Raw genomic sequence first — 20,429 nt, 5'->3', positions numbered from 1 at the left:
AAAAAAAAGGTAAATATAAATTACATATTATCATTAAAAACATCTCTTAAGAACTGTTCCAACAATGATTATTTTTAAATTAAGGTAAACATCTCCGGCAAGAATTTGGAGTTATTAATAAAAATGACATGATGTACATAGTAAATTATATTATATAAAAAACGAATATGACTAAAATCATAAAAAGAATTTGATTTTTTTCCTAAATTTCAATTTGGCAATACCATACTATAATGTGTTTATTTTTCTAATTGATTAAAAGAGCAACCATGTCTGAAAAAATTATTAAAGAAGAATATTTAAAAATACTTAATGATAACTACATTGCTCGTTTAGCCTATATTGCTAACAGTACGCCATATATTGTACCTATAACTTATTATTTTAATGAAAAAGAGAATATTATAATAAGTTATTCAAATGAAGGGCATAAAATAAATGCTATGCGCTTAAACCCTTCTGTTTCAATTCAAATAGATGAGATAGAGTCATTAGAAAAATGGAAAACGCTACTTCTAATAGGTGAATTTGAAGAATTAAATGGTAGCGAAGCTAAAATGTATCTTCACAGTTTTTCTAAAAACGTAAAAAAGATTTTGGCAGAAAAAGAAACAAAAAATCCAGAAGTAATTAATTCATTTTCGAGCAAATTGAGTTCTGGAACCATTCCTATTATATATCGTATTAAAATCCAAGAAGTTTTTGGAAGAAAAAAATCCAAATAGTATTTAAGATTTTAGTAACCCAATATCATTTTTAAAAAAACATGTGCAAATTTTTTAAATCATCTAAACTATAATGCTTAAAACCACTTGAAATAAATTAAAAATATAAAAACCTTTTAAATTTATAAAAGGTGGTATTTTTTAATATTAAAATTATGACAAAAGTCATAACAATCTTCAATTTAGTGACATAAATTTGTAAAAATATTTTTTAACAAAAATAGTATTAAAACGTCCTTAAATTATAGATGAAAAAAGTAAACGTGATAATATTTTTTTTTTATAAACTTACTAAATATGAAATCATTTTATTTACAACTAATTTTTTTAAGCTTTTCGGCTATGATGTATTCACAAGCAGGACACATCATGCAAGGTGTAGGTGCAGTTAATATGTCAATGGGAGGTGCTTCTACGGCGCAACCATTAGATATTTCTGGAGCCATGCAATGGAATCCGGCAACTCTATCTGTTTTTGATAGTAAAATTATTAAACTAGATGTTGGCTTATTCTTTTCGTCACCAGAATTATCTGGGGCATTGCCTGCAGGAATGTTAGGGCCTGGCGCACCTGGTGTTTCAGGAACAACTAAAGATGACAGAGGTGTGTCACCGATGCCTGCCCTCGCAATGGTTTGGGGTAAAGAAGGAAGTAAGCATACTTTTGGAGTATCTGCATTTGGCATTAGTGGTTTTGGAGTTACATTCCCAGAAGAAGCGAACAATCCTTTTAGTGCAACTTTTAATCCTATGGAAAATTCTAATCCAATAAATTATCCGCAAGCTGCAGGTGGTTTTGGTCATATAGAATCCGATTATATGCTGTTACAAGTGGGAGCCACTTGGGCTTATCAATTAACAGATAAGTTTTCTATAGGTGTACAACCTACTATAAACTATGCAGCGCTAGAATTAGCACCAAACCCAACAGCAAGTCCAACAGCAGCAGCTGGTTATCCTACTACTGATAAAGCATCAGCTATAGGCTTTGGAGCACAATTCGGATTATTTTATGATACGGGATTTGGATTAAAATTTGGTGCTTCATATAAAATGCCTCAAACATTTCTTAAATTCAAATTTGACAATACCTACCTCGATAATAGTACTTCTAAAAACGAATTTCAAATGGACTACCCAGCAATATTTTCAGTTGGTCTTGGATATTCAGAAGGAGATATAGATTTAGCATTAGATTTTAGAACAGTAGATTATGAAAATACAGCAGGTTTTGCAAACACGGGATGGACGCAAACTGCCTCTGTAGCTGGGTTTGGTTGGAAAGATATATACATATTATCCGCAGGATTACAATATAAAGGAATTAGTAAATTACCATTAAGAGTTGGCTATACCTATAGTTCAAATCCAATTGATAGTGATGTTACCTTCTTTAATATACCAGCAACAGCCATTATTAAAAACGCCTATCAATTTGGTTTAAGTTATATAGTAAATGATACTTGGAAAGTTGATGCTGTTTATCATTATGGAGATAGTAATGGTGCAACACAAGGGGAGATTTTAAATCCATTAGGAGCAATACCAGGGTCTTCTGTATCTTACGAAATGACTACTTCTATGATTCAGTTTGGTATTAGTTATACTTTTAAAAAATAGTAAATAAAAAATTATAAAAACAAAAATAAAAAGCCGGAGAATTTCATTCTCTGGCTTTTTTTATTTATAAAATTACATTATAACTATTTATGAATATTTAGGTGTTTAATTATTTGTTAAATATCTTCATGAGAAACTAACCGACCAATGATAAAATTCTTTAGAAAAAGAAGACAAAAATTTCTTACTGAAAACAAGTTTAGCAAATACCTACTTTTTGCCATTGATGAAATTAATCTTGTTTTAATAGGAATACTAATTGCCTTCCATTGAACAATTATAATAATTCTAAAAAGGAAAAAAGGGAACTTCATGACTATTTGACAAAAATAAAAAGTAATCTAAATAATGATATAGAAATGCTAGATTCTTTAAATAAACCTTCTAAAAACTAATAATAAGCAGAGACAAAACCTCTGACTTTTCATCTAATTTAAAAAATAAATTATCCCTTAAAATTCTTATGTAACCATTGTTACACAAGGGTTTAAATATGATATTAATCATGTTTTTTACCTGCCTAAAGAATTAATTTTACACTAAATAAATATTGCATAATTTATCATTAGGCAATCAGATTTTTAAACCAAAAAGAATGAAAAATTTAGTCATTTTAGGAGCAGGTACCTCAGGAACAATGATGGCGAATCATTTAGTTTCTAAACTCCCAAAAAAAGAATGGAAAATATCTATAGTAGATCAGTATAAAACACATTATTATCAACCAGGTTTTCTTTTTCTACCCTTTGATATTTACACAGAAGATCAGGTAAAAAAAGTTGGGAAAAAATTTGTTCCAAAAGGGGTCAATTATATACAGAAGAAAATTGAACAAATTTTCCCAGAAGAAAACAAAGTTCAATTAGAAAATGAAACCTTAGCATATGACGTATTAATAATTGCAACAGGTTGTAAAATTGCGCCTCAGGAAACTGAAGGCATGAAAGGTGAAAACTGGCATAAAACGGTTTTTGATTTTTATACTTTTGAAGGTTCTTTAGCATTACGAAATAAATTAAGAGACTGGAAAGGCGGAAAAATGGTTGTTCACTTTACAGAAATGCCAATTAAATGCCCGGTAGCACCTTTAGAATTTGTGTTTTTAGCAGATTCTTATTTTACAAAAAAAGGCATGAGAGACAAAGTTGACTTAACCTATGTCACACCACTTGGAGGGGCATTTACCAAACCAAAAGCAACAGCAGCTCTAAGCCATTTAATGAAAGAAAAAAATATTAAGGTTATTACAGATTTCAATATTGAAAGAGTTGATAATGATAAGAACCAAATTATTGATTATGGTGAAACCGCTGTTGACTTTGATTTACTTGTTACCGTTCCAACGAACATGGGTGATGAAGTCATTGAGCGCTCAGGTATGGGAGATGATTTGAATTTTGTACCAACTCATCATAACACATTGCAATCTATAGATTACGAAAATGTATTTGTAATTGGAGATGCAAGTAATATACCCGCCTCTAAAGCGGGCTCAGTTGCCCATTTTGCTTCTGAGACTTTGACCGATAACATCTTATTATATATAAATGGCCAACCTCTTAAAGAGGAATTTGATGGGCATGCAAATTGTTTTATTGAAACTGGTAATAACAAAGCGTTATTAATTGATTTCAATTACAAATATGAACCTTTAGAAGGTGCTTTTCCAATAGCAGGTATCGGTCCTCTTAGATTATTAAAAGAAAGTATTTTCAATCATTGGGGTAAATTAGCGTTTAGGTGGATTTATTGGAATATGCTTTTGAAAGGAATACCAATACCAATGGTAAGTAGAAACATGAGTTTAAAAGGAAAAAAAATAAATTAAATTAAAAACAATTATTATGGATTTAAACATAGCAGGCATCAGACTAGATGTTACAGAAGATGGATATTTAACAGATCTATCACAATGGAATAAGGAAATAGCTATTGAAATGGCTCAACAACATGGTATAGAATTGACCGATAAACACTGGGAGGTTCTTTATTGGATTCAGGAACAAGTTAAAAACAATGTTGCTTTATCTATAAGAGGAATTAAAAAAAGTGGTGTAATAGATATTAAAGAATTTTACGCGCTTTTCCCTGGAGGACCTTTAAAAGTATCTACAAAAATAGCAGGTGTACCAAAACCAAAGAGCTGTATTTAATAATATAAAATCATAAAATTATGAGTACTAAAGTTAAAAAAATGCTTTTTATTTTATCAAAGGCTACTATTGAAAATGCATACGCTGCATTTGTTATGGCAAATGGTGCTAGAATGGAAGGTATTGAGTCAGAAATATTTTTTACGTTTTTTGGGTTGGAAGCCATTCAAAAGAAGAAACTAGAACACCTGCATGTAGCTACAGTTGGAAACCCAGCGATGCATATGCCTACTATGCTAGGAGGCTTACCTGGAGTAGAAGCCTTAGCGACTAAAATGATGAAAAAGGAAATGGAAAAACTAGATATGCCTCCCATTGGAGAATTTTTAGAAATACTTTCGGATTCTGGATGTAAACTTTGGGCATGCAAACTGGCAGTAGATATGTTTCATTTAGAAAAAGAAGACCTCATTGATGAGTTAGATGGAATTTTAACAATTGGAGATTTCTATAGTAGAGCAGATCAAGATGGCTGTCAATTATTATTTATTTAGAACATTAACATGTAATTTAAAAAATAGCCTTATAAATTATTTTATAAGGCTATTTTAACCTACAATAGCAATCATATTTGGGTTTTGATTATGAGGTTCTGGTTCTTATAGTTTTTCTAAAGTGTCCTTCCAACCTTGTATCAAGTGCATAAACTCAATAATCTCATCATCATTTAGGTATCTATCTTATCAATACCGCTATTATTTAAGAACAAGATGTAAGATATTGTTATAATCAATATCAAAATAATCTCTAAGAGTCATCTTTTTACACCCTTTTTTCTAAAGAATATAAACTCATATTGCTATTATTAACGCTATCTTTTTTTTAAGTGTTAATAAATTTATGAATGATTACCGCCTTAGTTGTTATTGATAATTCACTAGGAATAGCCCCTAGTTTGCCAAATACGCCCACTAAAGAGGTTAGAGATTGAAAGTCGTGTCACGCTCATTTTACTACGTTAGCCTATGAAAAAGCTGCTTTGATTTATGAGATAATAAATGGTAAAGGAACATAAGTTTTCACTACTGAATACACATTAAACCCTAATGATAACTTACCACAAGATACATAAAATCCATTTTTAAAAGAAGTTAACAGCAGTGTTGTTAATTCAACAAAAACTAATTTTAGACCTTTAAAATAATCGAAATACAAAGTAAGCTTAAACTTAGAAAAAAACTAAAATTTTAATATTTTTGCTCATTAATTAACTAATGATATCCTTATGTTTTGAACTTATAGTACAAAACAACTTTAATAAACTTAAAGTTAATAGTTCATAAATAAAGTATATATCTGGCATGTAACAAAAGAGCCATTATACAGCAACATAGAATGAAAAAAGTTTTATATTATTTCTTGTTTTTTCCCATCGTCCTTTTGGCTCAAATCAACGAAAGCGATACGCTTAATGTGAAAGCAAGTCTTTCTTTAACTGGATTTTATCAGGGAGGAAATGTAGAAACTGTAATTTTTAGAGCAAAATCAGATTTTAGTTTTAAACCATGGAAGAAATGGGTTTTCAAAAACCAAAATTCCTATGTTTATCAAGAGTTTGGTAAGGAAAAAGCAGATGAAGATATTTTAAGTCTCAACTTTTTATATCTTAATCCTGAGCGAAAAATATATCCATTTGTATTGGGGTTTGTTAGCACCAATTTTCGAAGGGAAATTGATTTACGGTATCTATTAGGTGCAGGAACCACTTTTCAAATTCTGAATAAAAAAAATAATTGGCTCAAATTGTCGATTTCAAGCGAATATGAACAAACAGATTTTTCCAAAACTAACTTTAACCTTTCAGAGTATGATGGAAACAAGTCTATCAAAACGTTACGTGGTACTATTTGGGTTAATGGCAAATATCAAGTGTTTAAAAAGAAAGTAATTCTAAATCATGAACTTTATTTTCAGCCTTCTCTTGAACAAAGTAATAATTTTCGATGGCAAGCTGATGTTGGACTAGAACTACCTATTTGGCAGTTTTTAAACTTTAAAATAAATTACCGACATACATTTGAAAGTATAGTGATAGAAAACCAAAAAGAAGAAGATCGGTTTTTAACGTTTGGTTTTACTTTAAAAAGCTATTGACCAGATTAACATAGTTAATTTCGAACAAAGTATCAAGTGTTTTGAATATTCGTTTGTTGAATATTTGTAAAACAAAAACAAATTTTAACCGCCAATCGTTATCATACTTCGGTTTTGATTATGAAATTTTGGTTCTTGAAATTTTTCTAAAGTATCCATCCCACCTCGTACTTTAAATTTACTTTGAACCGCTTTTTGAATAATGGGTTCAATTGATTTTCCGTTACGAAGTGTCGTTAATAAATCGGATTCTGAAGTAGAAAACAAACAATTTTTTAATTGTCCGTTAGCCGTTAATCGCAACCTATTACAAGAATCACAAAATGGGTTTGTTACTGAACTTATAATAGCAAAACGCCCTTTATACCCTTTTATTCTGTAATTCTTCGATGTGTCATTAGGAGCATCTTTTAGTCGTTCCATTTCAGTATTTAAAAAAGAGGCGTTAACATAAGTCATTACTTCCTTATAAGATACCATTTTACTTAAATCCCATTTATTACCATCAAAAGGCATAAACTCAATAAAACGAACCGTAACAGGCAACTCCTTGGTGAGGTTGATAAAATCAATAATCTCATCATCATTTACGCCTCTTATTAATACGGCATTTATTTTTACATTAAAGCCTTCTTTAACAAGAAGTAAGATATTATTATAAACAATATCAAAAAGATCTCTAAGAGTCATCTTTTTAAACTTTTCTTTTACTAACGAATCTAAACTCACATTGATATTATTAACGCCATACAATTTTAAAGTGTCAATAAATTTATGGATGATTACCGCATTAGTTGTTATTGATAATTCAACAGGTAAGGATGCTAATTTCTTTAATACAAAATGGATGTCTTTTCTAATTAAAGGTTCTCCACCAGTTAATCTTATTTTAGTAACTCCATGGGACACAAATGTTTTTGCTATCTTATAAATCTCCTCATAAGTCATAATATGACTTTTGGGAGTCAATTGAACACCCTCTGCAGGCATACAATAAAAACAGCGAAGATTACAGCGCTCCACTAAAGAAATACGCAAATATGCATGATCTCTGCCATGAGTATCTTGTAATATGTTATTCTTGTTAGTCATTTAATCGTGTCTAGCACCTTTTAATATTCTGAATATATGTAAAACTGATGGAAAAATAGCTTCCATTGATTCCTTTGCTCCATTGGTTGAACCCGGTAATGCTAGTATTAAGCAATTATCTATAGTACCTGCCATACTCCTTGATAACATAGAAAACGGAGTTCTGTCTTGTCCGTAATTACGAATAGCTTCTTCAATACCAGGAATTCTTCTATCTAATAGTGGTAATAAAGCTTCAGGCGTTACATCTCTGCTTGATAGACCGGTTCCTCCCGTAAATATTATTAAATCGATGTTTTGCCCTTGAAATAGTTTAGCTTTTTCTTGTATAACCTCTTTTTCATCAGGAATAATAATATAATTGGCTATTTTAACATCACATTCCTTAAGTTTTTTGATGATAGCTTTTCCGGATTTATCTTCTTTTTGTCCTACTGAAATGGTGTCTGAACAAACGATGACTGCTGCCGTTAAATCTTTTCTAAATTTATCTGTAAAATCTGATTTACCCCCTTTTTTGTTAAGTAGTTTTATTTGATGTATTTCAATGCCTTTATCAATGGGTTTTAACATATCATACATATTGAGAGCTACGACACTTGCGCCGTGCATAGCTTCTACCTCTACCCCTGTTTTATAAATGGTTTTTACGGTAAATAAAATAGTTATTTCCAATCCATTTATTTCATATTCTACATTGCTGTATTCAATGGGCAACGGATGGCAGTCAGGTAAAATATCTGGGGTTCTTTTAACGCCTAATAATCCCGCAGCTTTACTCATGGCAAATACATTCCCTTTAGGAACTGTATCATTTTTAATAGCCTCAATCGTTTCTGGCTTGCTAACTTTTACAATAGCTTGCGCTACGGCTGTTCTTAATGTAGAACTTTTATGTGTAATATCGACCATTTCCTCTTTTTGTCTATTGATTATTTTCTATTGATTATTTTTTGCTTGCTGTTTTTCTTGAAGCTACAAATATTGCTGTCAATTCGCTAGATTCTTTTAATAAATATTCTATGCTATCTTTTTGTATTATGCGTTCATCTAATGCGAATTCTAACCAAAAGTTTGATTCGTCTATTTCTTCAATTACAATACTGATTTTTGCAATAAAACTTGCTTTTGATTGCGCAATGCATGTTGCTCTGTAATTAGCAGCAACAGATGTTGAACATCTGATTAATTGTCCTTTAATAGGATTAGCAAGATATGTATTAGGAAGTGCTTCAGTAATTTTTATACAGTTATGGGCAAAAATTTTAGTTCTTGTTTTTAATGCTTCCTTCATAATAATCAATAATCAATTGTTAACTTTCCATTGATGCGAACTATCTTCAAAAATCTCTTTTCCAAAAACTGGCACATTTGCTTTTATTTCTTCTACAATAAATTCTAAGGCTTCAAAAACCATTTTTCTGTGGGGTGAAGACACAAAAACAAACAAACATATTTCTCCGGCATTTACCCTACCTAAACTGTGATAAATATGCATACAGGTAAGGTTAAACTTATTAAAAGCGGCTTCTCGAATCTCATGAAACTTGGTATTCGCCATCTCCTCATAGGCAGTATACTCTATGGCTGCTACTGTTTTATTATCTTTAACATCTGCCCTAACCTGACCTAAAAAAATATTATGCGCACCAATACTTGTTTTGGTTTGATGCTTGGCTATCGATTCACCTATAAATTCAGATGAAATAGCGCCTTCTTTAAAAACACGCTTTGGTTTCTTATCACTCATTAGATTCTAGTTTTTGTAATTCTCTTAAATACCTATTAATTTCTGAAGCTCCTTCTTTAATACTATAACAATTATGAATGTTATGTTTATTTAAAATGAAAACTGCCATTTTTGATCGAATACCCGACTGACAGAAAATAGCTTTTTTCCTATCACTTTTAATGGCATCTAGATGTTCTAAAAAAGAACTTAAAGGAATACTTGTAACAGGAACACCCTCTAGCTTTGGTTCTTCATGAACTCCCCTTACATCAATAAACTGAACATTTTTAGTTTTTACTATTTCCTTAATGGAAACTTCAAAATTTTCAACCTTACAATCATCGTTCATTTTACGTTTATTGAAATCATTACTATTCAACAATACTTTTTTAATTTCCGTGTTTGATCTATTAACCTTTACGGTAAAACTTTTATTCGTTAGGGCATCATAACAAAGCAAGGTTCCTGAAAGTACCGAACCAATACCTAAAATAATTTTAAGAACTTCATTAGCCTGCATTGTTCCAATAATACCCGGTAACACACCTAGAACACCAATTTCTGAACAGTTCGGTACTGCTCCTTGTTTTGGCTTATTTGGAAATGCACACCTATATGACGGACCTTCATTAAAATTAAAAACAGATACTTGTCCTTGAAACTTATAAATAGCGCCAAAAACAGATGGTTTGTTTGTTATAATACACGCATCATTTATAAGATAGCGAGTTTCAAAATTATCTGTTCCATCAACAATAATATCATATTGATTGAATAGATTAATTGCATTCTTAAATGTTAATCTTTCAGGGTAGGAATTTATAATAATACTGTCATTTAAGTCTAACAATCTTCTTTTTGCAGCATCCGCTTTATTTTTTCCTAATGATGAGGAACCGAATAATACTTGACGTTGCAGGTTAGATTTTTCAACAATATCAAAATCTATGATACCAATAGTACCAACACCAGCCGCTACAAGATATTGTAATACAGGACAACCCAAACCACCCGCTCCAACCATTAAAACTTTCGCTTTTGAAAGTTTATCTTGACCAGATTGACCAATCTCTGAAAGAATAATATGTCGGTTATATCTATCCATTATAATTATCCGCCAGAAAATGGTGGCATTAATACAATTTTGTTACTAGTTAATTTAGTTTTAATAGACACTAATTCCTGATTTTGCGCTACTTGAAAATCTTTATTTTTTAAACCTGAATACTTTACATAAAGCATATCTAACAATTCTGAAATATCATTTCCATAGAAATTCATAGTTTCTTCCTCGCAATTTGTTACTTCAGTTAGCATTCCAAAATATTTAATTGTTATCAACATTTGCTATTAAATTTAATTCTTCTGGCGCATTAATATTTGTTGTAAATAACTCATTTTCAAAGTCTAATATTACATTTTTTACTTTACATTGACTTAATGCGATATGCAAACGACGTTCATCGTTCTGTAAAAGCTTATAAAATATCGTTTTACATTGCCTATTATAAAGCGTTATTAATGGCATTGGTTTACCAATACTTTCTATTTGTATTATATCTGAATTTCCATCTTGTGCAGCTATTAGCTTTTCTAAAACATCCGTTTTAATCAAGGGAATGTCACAACTTAGCACCAAATTATATTCTGTATTAGAACTCATAAGACCCGAATAGATTCCAGCCAATGGCCCTGATTCTTTGATAATATCTTCAACCCGTATAAAATTAAATTGATCATAATCAGGATTATTTGAAACAATCAATATACGAGATGCTAACGGTTTAATTGCCGAAATACTATACGTTATAAACGGCTTTCCATTTAACTCTAAAAAGCCTTTATCCTTGTCCATTCTAGAGCCTTTTCCGCCAGCTAAAATAATACCCGTTATGTCTTTTTTATCTATCATATTAAGTGAAAAATAATTTAAAACATGCCATAAAAAGAACCACTGCTAAAATATATCTAAGTTTTTGGTTATTTAATTTTTTGCTTCCCATATACCCTCCTAAAACACCTCCTATAAGCGCTATGGCTACTAATATAAAGGATTCCATATTTAAACGAGTTCCGGTGCTTATTTGACCTATTAATCCTGATGCTGAATTCACCCAAATAAATAAGGCCGAAACAGCAGCTGCTTCCTTCATTTTACCCCAATGCAATAATAAAATAACCGGTGTTAATATAATACCCCCACCAATACCAATCAAACCAGAGAAAAACCCGATGATCCCACCAACAATTAATCCTTGCCACGGTTTAATTTGTTTTATCAGATTACTTTCTTTACCAAAAACATTTAACATTTTTAATATGGCAAAGACTAATAAAACTGCTAAAATCTTCTTATAAATCGAAGCGTCAATATCTATAGTACCACCAATAAAAGCCAGCGGAATAGAACTAATTGCAAATGACACGAACAATTTTTTGTTAAAATACCCTTCATTATAATAATAATAAAACGAAATACCGGCCACAAACAAATTAAGTAAAAGTGCTGTAGGCTTCATGGTTTCTGGAGCAAAAGAAAACAAGACCATAAGTGCTAAATAACCACTGGCGCCACCGTGACCAACACTAGAATATAAAAAGGATATTACAGGCAATATAATAAGAAATAGATAGATGTTTTCTAACTGTAACATGATTTATAAACTGCTAATTTTTTCAAGTTGAACATCTAAAAAGTCCCAACATTTTTTGTTCATATCATCAAATACTTTTATTAAAGATTTTCCATAAGGTGTTAATTCGGTGCCTCCACCGCCTTTTCCTCCTATACTATTTATCGTTACTCGTTTTTTTGTTGTTTTATTAACAGCATCCATAAGATGCCACGCTTTTTTATAAGAAATATTAATTGATTTAGCCGCTTTTGATAACGAGCCTGTTTCGTTAATGGCCTTTAATAATTGAACTTTTCCCTCACCTAAAAACTCTTTATCATCTAATTCAATCCAGATTCTACTTTTAATTTTATAATTCATCTGTTTATTTTTAAATAGGTAATAGCATCACTTCAATCATATCATTAACTTCAATCCGATCAAAATCGCTAGTCATTTTTACTAAGGCATTTGATATTGCAAAGGTTTGTAGCATGGCAGAACTTTGACCTTCTAAAATAGTGACTTTACCATCTTTATAAATTGCCTTTAAAAATTGAGGTCTGTCTCCTTTCTTTTCAAAATTTGAATCAGAAATTGCCATGACTTTTGTTAAGATATCATTTAAACCCGTCATATTTTTTAAAGCTGTATAGACATAAATATAAAAACAAGATAAGGCCGCTGCAGGATTTCCGGGTAGGGCAAACAAAAGGGTATTCTTATTTTTTCCAAAGAATAAAGGTTTCCCCGGTTTTTGATTGACTTTATAGAAAACCTCTTCAATATCCAAAGTTTTTAAAGCTTTTCCAACAAAATCATAATCACCAACTGAAATACCACCGGTAATTATGATCATATCGTTTTTAACTATAACATCTTGTAATACGTTATAAGTATCATCATAATTATCGTCTATTTTATGAATAGAAACATTATCAAAACCAATATGTAACAAGGCACTCTTAAGCATTGTAGAATTACTCTCATATATTTTACCAAATGCTAATGATTTTCCGGCTTCAACCAGTTCATTCCCAGTGGTTATCAACGCTATTGACGGCTTTTTGTAAACTAGAACTTGAGTTATACCTAACGAACTCAAATAGCCAATAGCAGCAGGAGTTAATTTTGTTCCTTTTTTTAAAGCTAAATCCCCTTTTTTAACCTGCTCTCCCAATGGACGAATATTATGTTCTTTAGCAGGATTACTTTGAATAATAATCTTATCTATATCAACATTTACTTTTTCCTGCATAACAACAGCATTAGCAGAATCCGGGACTGGTGCTCCAGTAAAAATTCTAACAGATTCACCCTTTTTTAATTTAGGTTGATGTCCATCTCCTGCTTTTACTTCACCAACTAATGCATATTTTAATTCGTCATGTAAGTTAATGGCATACCCATCCATAGCTGATTGCCTAAATGGAGGCATGTTAATTGGAGCATATATATCTTGAAAAAGAATTGATCGATTAGCTTTATCAATTGATAACGTTGTTTCTTTTGAGATATGGTTACTGTTTTTAATAACAGCATTTATAGCTTCTTCAATACTTATCATTTCGTTATCGTTATATCTAAACAAATATAACGAAAAACTAAGAAAAATGGAAATATTCAATTGTTGACAGATGCCGAAACAATTATATTCTAATTAGAAAATAATAACAGTCAAGTAAACTACCCAAATTGCGATCATTACTTTCGATATCAATGAAAAACTAAGGCCAACAACATAAATAATTAATTACTTCTGAATTTCCCAAATGGAAATTGCTCAGAATTAATTAACTTAGACTTTCATCGGAAAATCATAACTTATTTCCCGTAACATAATCATACACGAACACGTTGTAACTAATTAAAGAATGAACGAGATAAAAAAAAATATAAAAGTAGCTTCTGCACAACTTTCACCTGTTTTCTTAAACAAAGAAAAAACGGTTGAAAAAGCCTGTAAGGCAATTTTAGAGGCAGGTGAAAATGGTGCTAACTTAATCGTTTTTCCAGAGGCTTATATTCCTGGTTATCCAGATTGGATATGGCTTATTCCAAATAGCAAAGGAGTTGATTTAAATGAGCTTTACTTAAAACTTGTTAAAAATGCTGTTTCTGTACCCGATGATTCTACAAAAAAGCTCTGTAAAGCGGCTAAAACAGCTGGGATTAATGTTGTTATTGGTATGAATGAACGGAATACTGAAAGCAGTAATGCAAGTTTATTTAATAGCTTACTTTTTATAGACGACAAAGGTTTAATCCTAGGTAAACATAGAAAGTTAATACCAACAGGCGGAGAACGTCTTATATACTCTCAAGGAGATGGCAGCACCTTATCTTCTTATAACACTTCAGCAGGAAAAATAGCAGGATTAATTTGTTGGGAAAATTTGATGCCTTTAGCGCGAAATGCTATCTACGAATTTGGTACTCAAATATTAGTTTCACCTACTTGGGATAAAAGTCCCAACTGGATTCAAACTATGCAGCATGTTGCAAGGGAAGGAGGATTGTTTGTTATAAGCACTTGTATGGCTTTAAAAATGGATGATATTCCTAGTCAGTATGAGTTTAAAAAACTTTACCCTAAAGGAAGAGAATGGATTAATGTTGGCAATAGTTCTATAATTGCACCAAACGGCAACGTCATCGCTGGACCACTAGAAGCAAAAGAAGGCATATTATATGCAGATATTAATCTTCAAGACATTATTAAAGCAAAACGAATGTTTGATGTCGTTGGACATTATTCAAGACCTGATGTTTTTAATTTCAATGTAAATCAAACAAATAAAAACTAGTTACAACAAAGAACTGAGTTAAAAAAACAAGCTATTTTAAGCTAATTTTGAAACAAAGTTTTCATCGTATGGCCTTCCTGATTTTGCAATAGCAAATACCTGTTTTAATAGTTTATTTGCAACAGCTATCAACGCTAATTTTTTGCTCTTTCCTTTGTTTACAATACGCTCATAAATTTCTCTAATTTAACAAAAGACAAACTTAAGACGTATATAAAAAATATTGAAGTAAGTACGAGTCTAAAAGGTTAGCTTTTTTTGTAGATTTGCTTTAAATGAAAAAATAAGGCGCTAAAACTCGCTAATTTTCATACACAAACACGTTATGTGTCATTGAACTAAAACAGGTTTACTAAAAACTGAATAAAGTAGGCCGAATTTTAAAACCAACTTAAATGAAAAAATCACTGTTCTTATTAGCCTTTTTAATTTTTGCTTCTAAAGGTTATTCTCAAAAGCTGAAAACTTACTACATAAACTATAAGAATGAAAAAACGTCAAAATTAAACGCAAAATTTAAACGCACTGTTCAAAAGCAGAATGATATTTGGGTTGTTCAAGACTACTATTTAAATGATTCATTAAAAAGGACTAGCAATTTTAATGATAAAAATCTCACTCAAAAAATAGGTGTGTTCAAGCACTATTATCCAAATGGGAAGCTGTCATCTGTTCTTGAATTTAAAAACAACAAGAAACACGGTCCTGAGAAAGCTTATTATCTAACAGGAAATATATCACGATTAGCACATTATAATATGGGAGAAGCTACAGGAAAATGGATTTGGTATAATGAAGATGGTAGTTTCGAAAATGAATTAGATAATATTAATCCAAATACCCTTAATGATAATTACGCTCATGCCGAATTTCCTGGAGGTAAAAAGAAACTAATGGAATATATTAAAAAAGTTGATTACGAATTACGAAAAGGAAACATGGTATATAATGGCAGAACAATTACCGCATTTCAAATTAATGAAGAAGGTAAAGTAGCGAATGTTGACATCATTGTAAATGGCACTAAACAAATGGATTCGGCAATTATTAAGCATCTCTATAATATGCCCAATTGGAAACCCTATAAAAAGAGTGGTAAATATGTGACTTCAAATCATATTTTACCTATAGCATTTGGTCAACAGAATAAGACAATGTTAAGTGACAAAGTTATTGGTGAGGCTTTCTATAATAGTAGTGTTAATGATTACAAAGAAGAGAAATTTGATTTAGCAATTTTTAAACTTTTAAAGGCCATTAGTTATAATCATATGGAGGCGAAATATTATTTTTTATTGGGTCATAATTACTTTCAACTAAAAAAACAGGATTTTGCTTGTGAAAACTGGACTATTGCTAATAGCCTAGATAGTGCAGTATTAAAAATAGAGATTAAGGATTTATGTAATTTGAAATAATGAGAAAAAACGCCACACGACAACATGTATAATTAATAGTGCTTCTCTACTCCAATTTAAATTAATATCTTTAATCATCTGATTTTCTGCAGCTGAAAACCCTGTGGATTGATAGCTGTACAAATCATACACGAACACGGCGATGTATGCAAGTGCCACCCATGTTTGTAACCAAGGACTACGGATATTGCGAAAGGAGTGCCGATTATGAAAGAAAAGAAGGAGACGTAATTGGAGCATTTAATATAAATATTGAAATTAGAGATATAGAATCTTTGCCAATAGAGCAAGTTAAATATTATGAATTATTTTGTTATTAATACTAATTTATAATATAATACACTTAAAATGTACTGTATATTCAAAACTATGAATCGCATTTTTAGAGCACTAGTTTTTTTTCCTATCATCAGTATTTTATTTATTGAAAGTTGCAGCAACGCAACGCCAGACGATTGGAAATGGGAGACAATAGTAACAACGGGAAAACCAACAGCACGCCATGAGGCAGGTCTTGTAGCTTACAAAGACAAATTATATTTAATGGGAGGGAGAAGGATTAATTCTACTTCGGTATTTGATCCTACCACAAATACATGGACTGAGAAATCGGCTACGCCTATTGAGTTACATCACTTTCAACCAGTAGTTTTTAACGATGCAATTTATTTAATTGGTGCCATGACAGGAACTTGGCCAAATGAAACGCCGGTTGATAGGGTTATTATTTATTATCCCGAACGTGATGAATATGTATATGGCGATACTATTCCTGAGCATAGAAGAAGAGGTGGTGCCGGTGTTGTGGTTCACAACAACAGGATTTATTTAGTAGGAGGGATTACAAATGGCCATATGAATGGATACAAACCCTGGTTTGATGAATATAATCCCAAAACTGGCGAATGGAAAGCCTTGGCTGATGCACCGAATGCACGAGATCATTTTCAAGCTGTAGTTGTTGGCAATAAGCTTTTTGCATTTGCAGGCCGAACCACTTCGAAAATAAGCGATCAAGATATGGCTTTAACAGTAAGCCATGGCAATATTTATAATTTCAACACGCAAGAATGGGAAGCAGTAAGCAATAATTTAGCTATACCTACTATGCGAGCCGGAAACTTTGCTTTTGCCTGGAATAATTCTATTATAATTGGTGGCGGAGAAACAGCTGAGCAAGTGGAGGCACATAATGAAGTTGAAGCCTATAACTCCAAAACAAAATTATGGAGTAAATGGCCTTCTTTTAATCAGGGTAGACATGGAACCGGATTTGCCGTCATAGGAAACTATGTTTATACTGCTTCAGGTTGCGGAAAGCATGGTGGAGAGCCTGAACTAACAACAATTGAACGTTTAGAATTACCTAAAGAAGATGCCGAGCCAATATCTGAAACAATAGATATTACACCCGTTTACATGCAGTGGCATACCTTAACGCTTTCCTTCAAAGGACCTGAATCATCTGAATTGGCTCAAGAAAATCCATTTTTGAACTATCGATTAATTGTAGAATTTAAAAACAAGGAAACTCAACATACGATACGTGGATTTTATGCTGCCGATGGAAATGCTTCTGAAACGAGCTCAGACACTGGTTCGATTTGGAAAGTTCGTTTTACTCCAGATAAAACAGGGACTTGGTCTTACTCGGCAAAACTTAGTCAAGGAGACAGCATTGCACTTAGCGATGATTTAAATACTGGAGAAACAGTTTCTATCTCGAATGCTAAAGGCAATTTTTTAGTGGTTAGATCGGATAAAGAAGGTGACGATTTTAGAGCACACGGACGAATAGAAGTATCTAACGGGTATTTTAAATTTATAGGCACCAATAATTATTGGCTTAAAGCCGGAACAAATAGTCCGGAAAATCTATTGGCTTACATTGATATTGATGGCACCTATCGTATCAAAGCGGAAGCAAGAGAGGGAGAAGCTGCCACGACTGCCGATATTCATAGTTATGAACCACACCTGAAGGATTGGAAAACAGGAGACCCCACATGGAAAAATGGAAAAGGGAAATCACTAATTGGAGCCATCAATTATTTATCCTCAAAAGGGATGAACTCTGACTATTTCTTAACCTTAAATATTTTAGGTGATGGCAAAGACGTATGGCCCTATGTGAGTCCTGATGACTTTACCCGATTTGATGTGAGTAAATTAGATCAGTGGGAAATCCTATTTGAGTACATGCAATCAAAAGGAATATTATTACATGTAGTGTTACAAGAAACCGAAAATGAGACCATGTTAGATGGTGGGGATACGGGGCCATTGCGCAAGTTATACGTTTATGAACTGATTGCCCGGTTTGGACATCATAATGCTTTGATATGGAATTTAGGAGAGGAAAATGGACTTGCCCCTTGGGTTACAACTGGAGCTCAAACGGACGCACAACGGAAATCGACAGCAACATTTATTAAAAAGAATGACCCTTATAAACACCCGGTATTAAACCACACATTGCCTACTGAAGATTTGAGAGCAACGGTCCTAGATAGTCTACTCGGATTTCCCTATTTGGATGGAATTTCATTACAACATCACGAGCGGAAGAATGCACCAGAGGTGGTTCAAGGTATTAAAGAAATGTCCATTAATGCCCGACATGAGTGGCTTGTTACAATGGACGAAATTGGAATGTGGTATGATGGTGCTATGACTGATTCCGAAGATCCAAATCATACTACACTACGACGCTATGCACTTTGGGGAACTTTGTTTTCGGGAGCAGCAGGTGTAGAATGGTATTTTGGAGCCAAACATCCACATAATGATTTAACTTCGGAAGATTTACGACAGAGAGATCGCCTTTGGGAAATTACAAACTACGCGAAGGTATTTTTTGACACCTATTTACCTTATTGGGAAATGCAACCCGAACATGGTTTAGTTAACTCAAAAGAAGCGTATTGCTTGCGCAAGAAGGATGAGATTTATGCTATTTATTTGCCAAATTCTAAATCCTATACGCTAAACCTAAGTTCAGCCAAAGGCAGTTTTAGTGTTCAATGGTACAATCCGATTGCGGGAGGTGAATTACAAATTGGTTCGGTAGAATCAATAGAAGGAGGTGGAATTCGTTCGTTGGGAAGCCCTCCTAAAATTGAGAATAATTCATCAGGTCAGGATTGGGTGCTATTGGTAAAAAGGTTATAGTTGATATTAAAATAAATAATAATTAGGTTTAAAAAAATTACATAAAATGCGGAATTATAAAAACATATTATCATTTCAAATCAAATACATTCTTTTAAGCATTGTCTTTATTACACTATTCTCCTGTCAGCAAAATAATAAAATTGAGGTGGGTCCTACAGTTCAAAAAATTGATCCAACTTTAGACACTTCAATTTGGTGGAATAAAAACAATCTTCGAATGATACAAACCAATTTACCCGCGGCAGAAGGTGCTCTAAATCCAGACTCATTATTGGTAGATTTAATTGAATATTCGGCAAATACTTTATTAATTAATGCTGGAGGTATCATGGCATTTTACCCCACAAAACTTCCTTTTCACTATAAAAACCCTTTTGTGAAAGACGATATGTTAGAACGTGTGATTTCACTTTGTCATGAAAATGGAATAAGGGTAATCGTAAGATTTGATTTTAGCCGTATTCATGAAAGCTTTTTTAAAGAACACCCTGACTGGTTTTATGTTTCACCGAAAGGGGAAAGAGTAGATAATTACGGAATGATGGTAGCATCAGTTAACGGAGAATATATGCAAAAACATGCTTTTGAAATTGTTCAGGAGGTAATAGACAATTATCCTATTGACGGTATGTTTGTGAATATGTTTGGCTACAACACCATGGATTATTATAAAGGTGTATATCATGGCATTGACCAAAATCCCAACGATAAAATCCGTTTTAAGGAATACTCCGGAGGTATGACATTGCCTACCGTTGAAGACGAGAATGATCCTGTTTTCTTAAAATATCAAGAATTTAAGAAATACAGCACCAATGAGCTGCTAAATAGAATGCGCGATTTGATTAATTCGCAACGGCCAAACATTGCATTATGTACTTATAATGATGATTTTATAGACATTATGAGGCACGAAGCACAAGGAGAGTTAAGCCATATCCCTTATTTTGCTTACATCGCTTCTGAAAATGTAAATACCGTTGAATCAACTTTTGATGA

At 32.1% G+C, this 20,429-nt stretch carries 21 protein-coding genes and 1 pseudogene; 11 read left to right on the top strand and 11 right to left on the bottom strand.

Going from position 1 to position 20,429, the window contains the following annotated elements:
- Nucleotides 1-269 precede the first annotated feature (269 nt).
- The 6 genes from AC15TD_RS10780 to AC15TD_RS10755 all read left to right on the top strand — a co-directional run bounded on the left by AC15TD_RS10780 (nt 270) and on the right by AC15TD_RS10755 (nt 6,592).
- Complete coding sequence (locus tag AC15TD_RS10780; RefSeq protein ID WP_484452153.1) at nt 270-725, top strand: pyridoxamine 5'-phosphate oxidase family protein; 456 nt, start codon at nt 270-272, stop codon at nt 723-725.
- A 297-nt stretch (nt 726-1,022) separates the two neighbouring features.
- Nucleotides 1,023-2,345, top strand: a complete 1,323-nt coding sequence (locus tag AC15TD_RS10775) for an OmpP1/FadL family transporter (RefSeq protein ID WP_484452152.1) — start codon at nt 1,023-1,025, stop codon at nt 2,343-2,345.
- A gap of 595 nt (nt 2,346-2,940) precedes the next feature.
- Nucleotides 2,941-4,173, top strand: coding sequence for a type III sulfide quinone reductase, selenoprotein subtype (sqr, locus tag AC15TD_RS10770; protein WP_484452151.1), 1,233 nt, complete (start codon nt 2,941-2,943; stop codon nt 4,171-4,173).
- 16 nt (nt 4,174-4,189) lie between these two features.
- Nucleotides 4,190-4,498 (top strand): TusE/DsrC/DsvC family sulfur relay protein, encoded by a 309-nt coding sequence (locus tag AC15TD_RS10765; protein ID WP_484452150.1) that lies wholly within the window; start codon nt 4,190-4,192, stop codon nt 4,496-4,498.
- A gap of 20 nt (nt 4,499-4,518) precedes the next feature.
- Nucleotides 4,519-4,992, top strand: coding sequence for a DsrE/DsrF/DrsH-like family protein (locus AC15TD_RS10760; protein WP_484452149.1), 474 nt, complete (start codon nt 4,519-4,521; stop codon nt 4,990-4,992).
- 841 nt (nt 4,993-5,833) lie between these two features.
- On the top strand, nt 5,834-6,592 hold the full coding sequence (locus tag AC15TD_RS10755; RefSeq protein ID WP_484452148.1) for a DUF481 domain-containing protein: 759 nt from the start codon (nt 5,834-5,836) through the stop codon (nt 6,590-6,592).
- 84 nt (nt 6,593-6,676) lie between these two features.
- Here AC15TD_RS10755 and moaA read toward each other — a convergent pair whose 3' ends face one another.
- From moaA to AC15TD_RS10705, 10 genes are read right to left on the bottom strand one after another with little or no spacing between them, the layout of a single operon-like run.
- Complete coding sequence (gene moaA / locus AC15TD_RS10750) at nt 6,677-7,684, bottom strand: GTP 3',8-cyclase MoaA (RefSeq protein ID WP_484452147.1); 1,008 nt, start codon at nt 7,682-7,684, stop codon at nt 6,677-6,679.
- A complete protein-coding gene (gene moaCB, locus AC15TD_RS10745) occupies nt 7,685-8,596 on the bottom strand; it encodes a bifunctional molybdenum cofactor biosynthesis protein MoaC/MoaB (RefSeq protein WP_484452146.1) in 912 nt (303 codons plus the stop codon). It abuts the gene before it with no gap.
- Nucleotides 8,597-8,630: 34 nt separating this feature from the next.
- Complete coding sequence (locus AC15TD_RS10740; protein WP_484452145.1) at nt 8,631-8,978, bottom strand: four helix bundle protein; 348 nt, start codon at nt 8,976-8,978, stop codon at nt 8,631-8,633.
- Between the two features lie 12 nt (nt 8,979-8,990).
- Entirely contained in the window at nt 8,991-9,434 is a 444-nt protein-coding gene (locus AC15TD_RS10735; protein WP_484452144.1) for a molybdenum cofactor biosynthesis protein MoaE, read from the bottom strand.
- Nucleotides 9,427-10,521 (bottom strand): ThiF family adenylyltransferase, encoded by a 1,095-nt coding sequence (locus AC15TD_RS10730; protein ID WP_484452143.1) that lies wholly within the window; start codon nt 10,519-10,521, stop codon nt 9,427-9,429. Before AC15TD_RS10730 ends, AC15TD_RS10735 begins: the two co-directional genes overlap by 8 nt.
- A gap of 5 nt (nt 10,522-10,526) precedes the next feature.
- On the bottom strand, nt 10,527-10,733 hold the full coding sequence (locus AC15TD_RS10725; protein ID WP_484452142.1) for a MoaD/ThiS family protein: 207 nt from the start codon (nt 10,731-10,733) through the stop codon (nt 10,527-10,529).
- A 10-nt stretch (nt 10,734-10,743) separates the two neighbouring features.
- Nucleotides 10,744-11,328, bottom strand: coding sequence for a molybdenum cofactor guanylyltransferase (mobA, locus tag AC15TD_RS10720; protein ID WP_484452141.1), 585 nt, complete (start codon nt 11,326-11,328; stop codon nt 10,744-10,746).
- 1 nt (nt 11,329) lies between these two features.
- Nucleotides 11,330-12,070 (bottom strand): sulfite exporter TauE/SafE family protein, encoded by a 741-nt coding sequence (locus tag AC15TD_RS10715; RefSeq protein WP_484452140.1) that lies wholly within the window; start codon nt 12,068-12,070, stop codon nt 11,330-11,332.
- A 3-nt stretch (nt 12,071-12,073) separates the two neighbouring features.
- A complete protein-coding gene (locus AC15TD_RS10710; protein ID WP_484452139.1) occupies nt 12,074-12,412 on the bottom strand; it encodes a winged helix-turn-helix domain-containing protein in 339 nt (112 codons plus the stop codon).
- A gap of 10 nt (nt 12,413-12,422) precedes the next feature.
- Nucleotides 12,423-13,598, bottom strand: coding sequence for a molybdopterin molybdotransferase MoeA (locus tag AC15TD_RS10705; RefSeq protein ID WP_484452138.1), 1,176 nt, complete (start codon nt 13,596-13,598; stop codon nt 12,423-12,425).
- A gap of 307 nt (nt 13,599-13,905) precedes the next feature.
- On the opposite strand from AC15TD_RS10705, the gene AC15TD_RS10700 reads away from it, so the two are divergent.
- Nucleotides 13,906-14,838 carry a carbon-nitrogen hydrolase family protein gene (locus AC15TD_RS10700; RefSeq protein WP_484452137.1) on the top strand — a complete coding sequence of 311 codons (933 nt, stop codon included), beginning with the start codon at nt 13,906-13,908 and terminating at the stop codon, nt 14,836-14,838.
- A gap of 36 nt (nt 14,839-14,874) precedes the next feature.
- Here the strand turns inward: AC15TD_RS10700 and AC15TD_RS10695 are convergent.
- Nucleotides 14,875-15,021 (bottom strand): annotated as a pseudogene (locus tag AC15TD_RS10695) (IS110 family transposase); the annotation flags it as partial.
- Between the two features lie 212 nt (nt 15,022-15,233).
- Here AC15TD_RS10695 and AC15TD_RS10690 point away from each other — a divergent pair.
- The 4 genes from AC15TD_RS10690 to AC15TD_RS10675 form a co-directional block, all read left to right on the top strand.
- Nucleotides 15,234-16,256 carry a hypothetical protein gene (locus AC15TD_RS10690; protein WP_484452136.1) on the top strand — a complete coding sequence of 341 codons (1,023 nt, stop codon included), beginning with the start codon at nt 15,234-15,236 and terminating at the stop codon, nt 16,254-16,256.
- A 146-nt stretch (nt 16,257-16,402) separates the two neighbouring features.
- Entirely contained in the window at nt 16,403-16,576 is a 174-nt protein-coding gene (locus AC15TD_RS10685) for a hypothetical protein (RefSeq protein ID WP_484452135.1), read from the top strand.
- 49 nt (nt 16,577-16,625) lie between these two features.
- Nucleotides 16,626-19,427, top strand: a complete 2,802-nt coding sequence (locus tag AC15TD_RS10680) for a Kelch repeat-containing protein (protein WP_484452134.1) — start codon at nt 16,626-16,628, stop codon at nt 19,425-19,427.
- A gap of 46 nt (nt 19,428-19,473) precedes the next feature.
- Nucleotides 19,474-20,429, top strand: a 956-nt coding sequence (locus AC15TD_RS10675; RefSeq protein ID WP_484452133.1) for a family 10 glycosylhydrolase, incomplete at its 3' end; no start/stop codon positions are given.

The sequence above is a fragment of the Yeosuana sp. genome (assembly GCF_057126245.1).
Note: the sequence above shows the minus strand (reverse complement) of the source record. Positions and strands in the feature narration are given on the sequence as shown.

Excerpts from the sequence above, each read along its gene's own strand:
- AC15TD_RS10700 (WP_484452137.1), top strand. The coding sequence starts at position 13,906 with ATGAACGAGATAAAAAAAAATATAAAAGTAGCTTCTGCACAACTTTCA.
- sqr (WP_484452151.1), top strand. The coding sequence starts at position 2,941 with ATGAAAAATTTAGTCATTTTAGGAGCAGGTACCTCAGGAACAATGATG.
- moaA (WP_484452147.1), bottom strand. The coding sequence starts at position 7,684 with ATGACTAACAAGAATAACATATTACAAGATACTCATGGCAGAGATCAT.
- AC15TD_RS10765 (WP_484452150.1), top strand. The coding sequence starts at position 4,190 with ATGGATTTAAACATAGCAGGCATCAGACTAGATGTTACAGAAGATGGA.
- AC15TD_RS10775 (WP_484452152.1), top strand. The coding sequence starts at position 1,023 with ATGAAATCATTTTATTTACAACTAATTTTTTTAAGCTTTTCGGCTATG.
- AC15TD_RS10730 (WP_484452143.1), bottom strand. The coding sequence starts at position 10,521 with ATGGATAGATATAACCGACATATTATTCTTTCAGAGATTGGTCAATCT.
- AC15TD_RS10685 (WP_484452135.1), top strand. The coding sequence starts at position 16,403 with ATGCAAGTGCCACCCATGTTTGTAACCAAGGACTACGGATATTGCGAA.
- AC15TD_RS10705 (WP_484452138.1), bottom strand. The coding sequence starts at position 13,598 with ATGATAAGTATTGAAGAAGCTATAAATGCTGTTATTAAAAACAGTAAC.
- AC15TD_RS10760 (WP_484452149.1), top strand. The coding sequence starts at position 4,519 with ATGAGTACTAAAGTTAAAAAAATGCTTTTTATTTTATCAAAGGCTACT.
- AC15TD_RS10725 (WP_484452142.1), bottom strand. The coding sequence starts at position 10,733 with ATGCTAACTGAAGTAACAAATTGCGAGGAAGAAACTATGAATTTCTAT.
- AC15TD_RS10710 (WP_484452139.1), bottom strand. The coding sequence starts at position 12,412 with ATGAATTATAAAATTAAAAGTAGAATCTGGATTGAATTAGATGATAAA.
- AC15TD_RS10715 (WP_484452140.1), bottom strand. The coding sequence starts at position 12,070 with ATGTTACAGTTAGAAAACATCTATCTATTTCTTATTATATTGCCTGTA.
- AC15TD_RS10735 (WP_484452144.1), bottom strand. The coding sequence starts at position 9,434 with ATGAGTGATAAGAAACCAAAGCGTGTTTTTAAAGAAGGCGCTATTTCA.
- AC15TD_RS10755 (WP_484452148.1), top strand. The coding sequence starts at position 5,834 with ATGAAAAAAGTTTTATATTATTTCTTGTTTTTTCCCATCGTCCTTTTG.
- AC15TD_RS10680 (WP_484452134.1), top strand. The coding sequence starts at position 16,626 with ATGAATCGCATTTTTAGAGCACTAGTTTTTTTTCCTATCATCAGTATT.
- moaCB (WP_484452146.1), bottom strand. The coding sequence starts at position 8,596 with ATGGTCGATATTACACATAAAAGTTCTACATTAAGAACAGCCGTAGCG.
- AC15TD_RS10780 (WP_484452153.1), top strand. The coding sequence starts at position 270 with ATGTCTGAAAAAATTATTAAAGAAGAATATTTAAAAATACTTAATGAT.
- AC15TD_RS10690 (WP_484452136.1), top strand. The coding sequence starts at position 15,234 with ATGAAAAAATCACTGTTCTTATTAGCCTTTTTAATTTTTGCTTCTAAA.
- mobA (WP_484452141.1), bottom strand. The coding sequence starts at position 11,328 with ATGATAGATAAAAAAGACATAACGGGTATTATTTTAGCTGGCGGAAAA.
- AC15TD_RS10740 (WP_484452145.1), bottom strand. The coding sequence starts at position 8,978 with ATGAAGGAAGCATTAAAAACAAGAACTAAAATTTTTGCCCATAACTGT.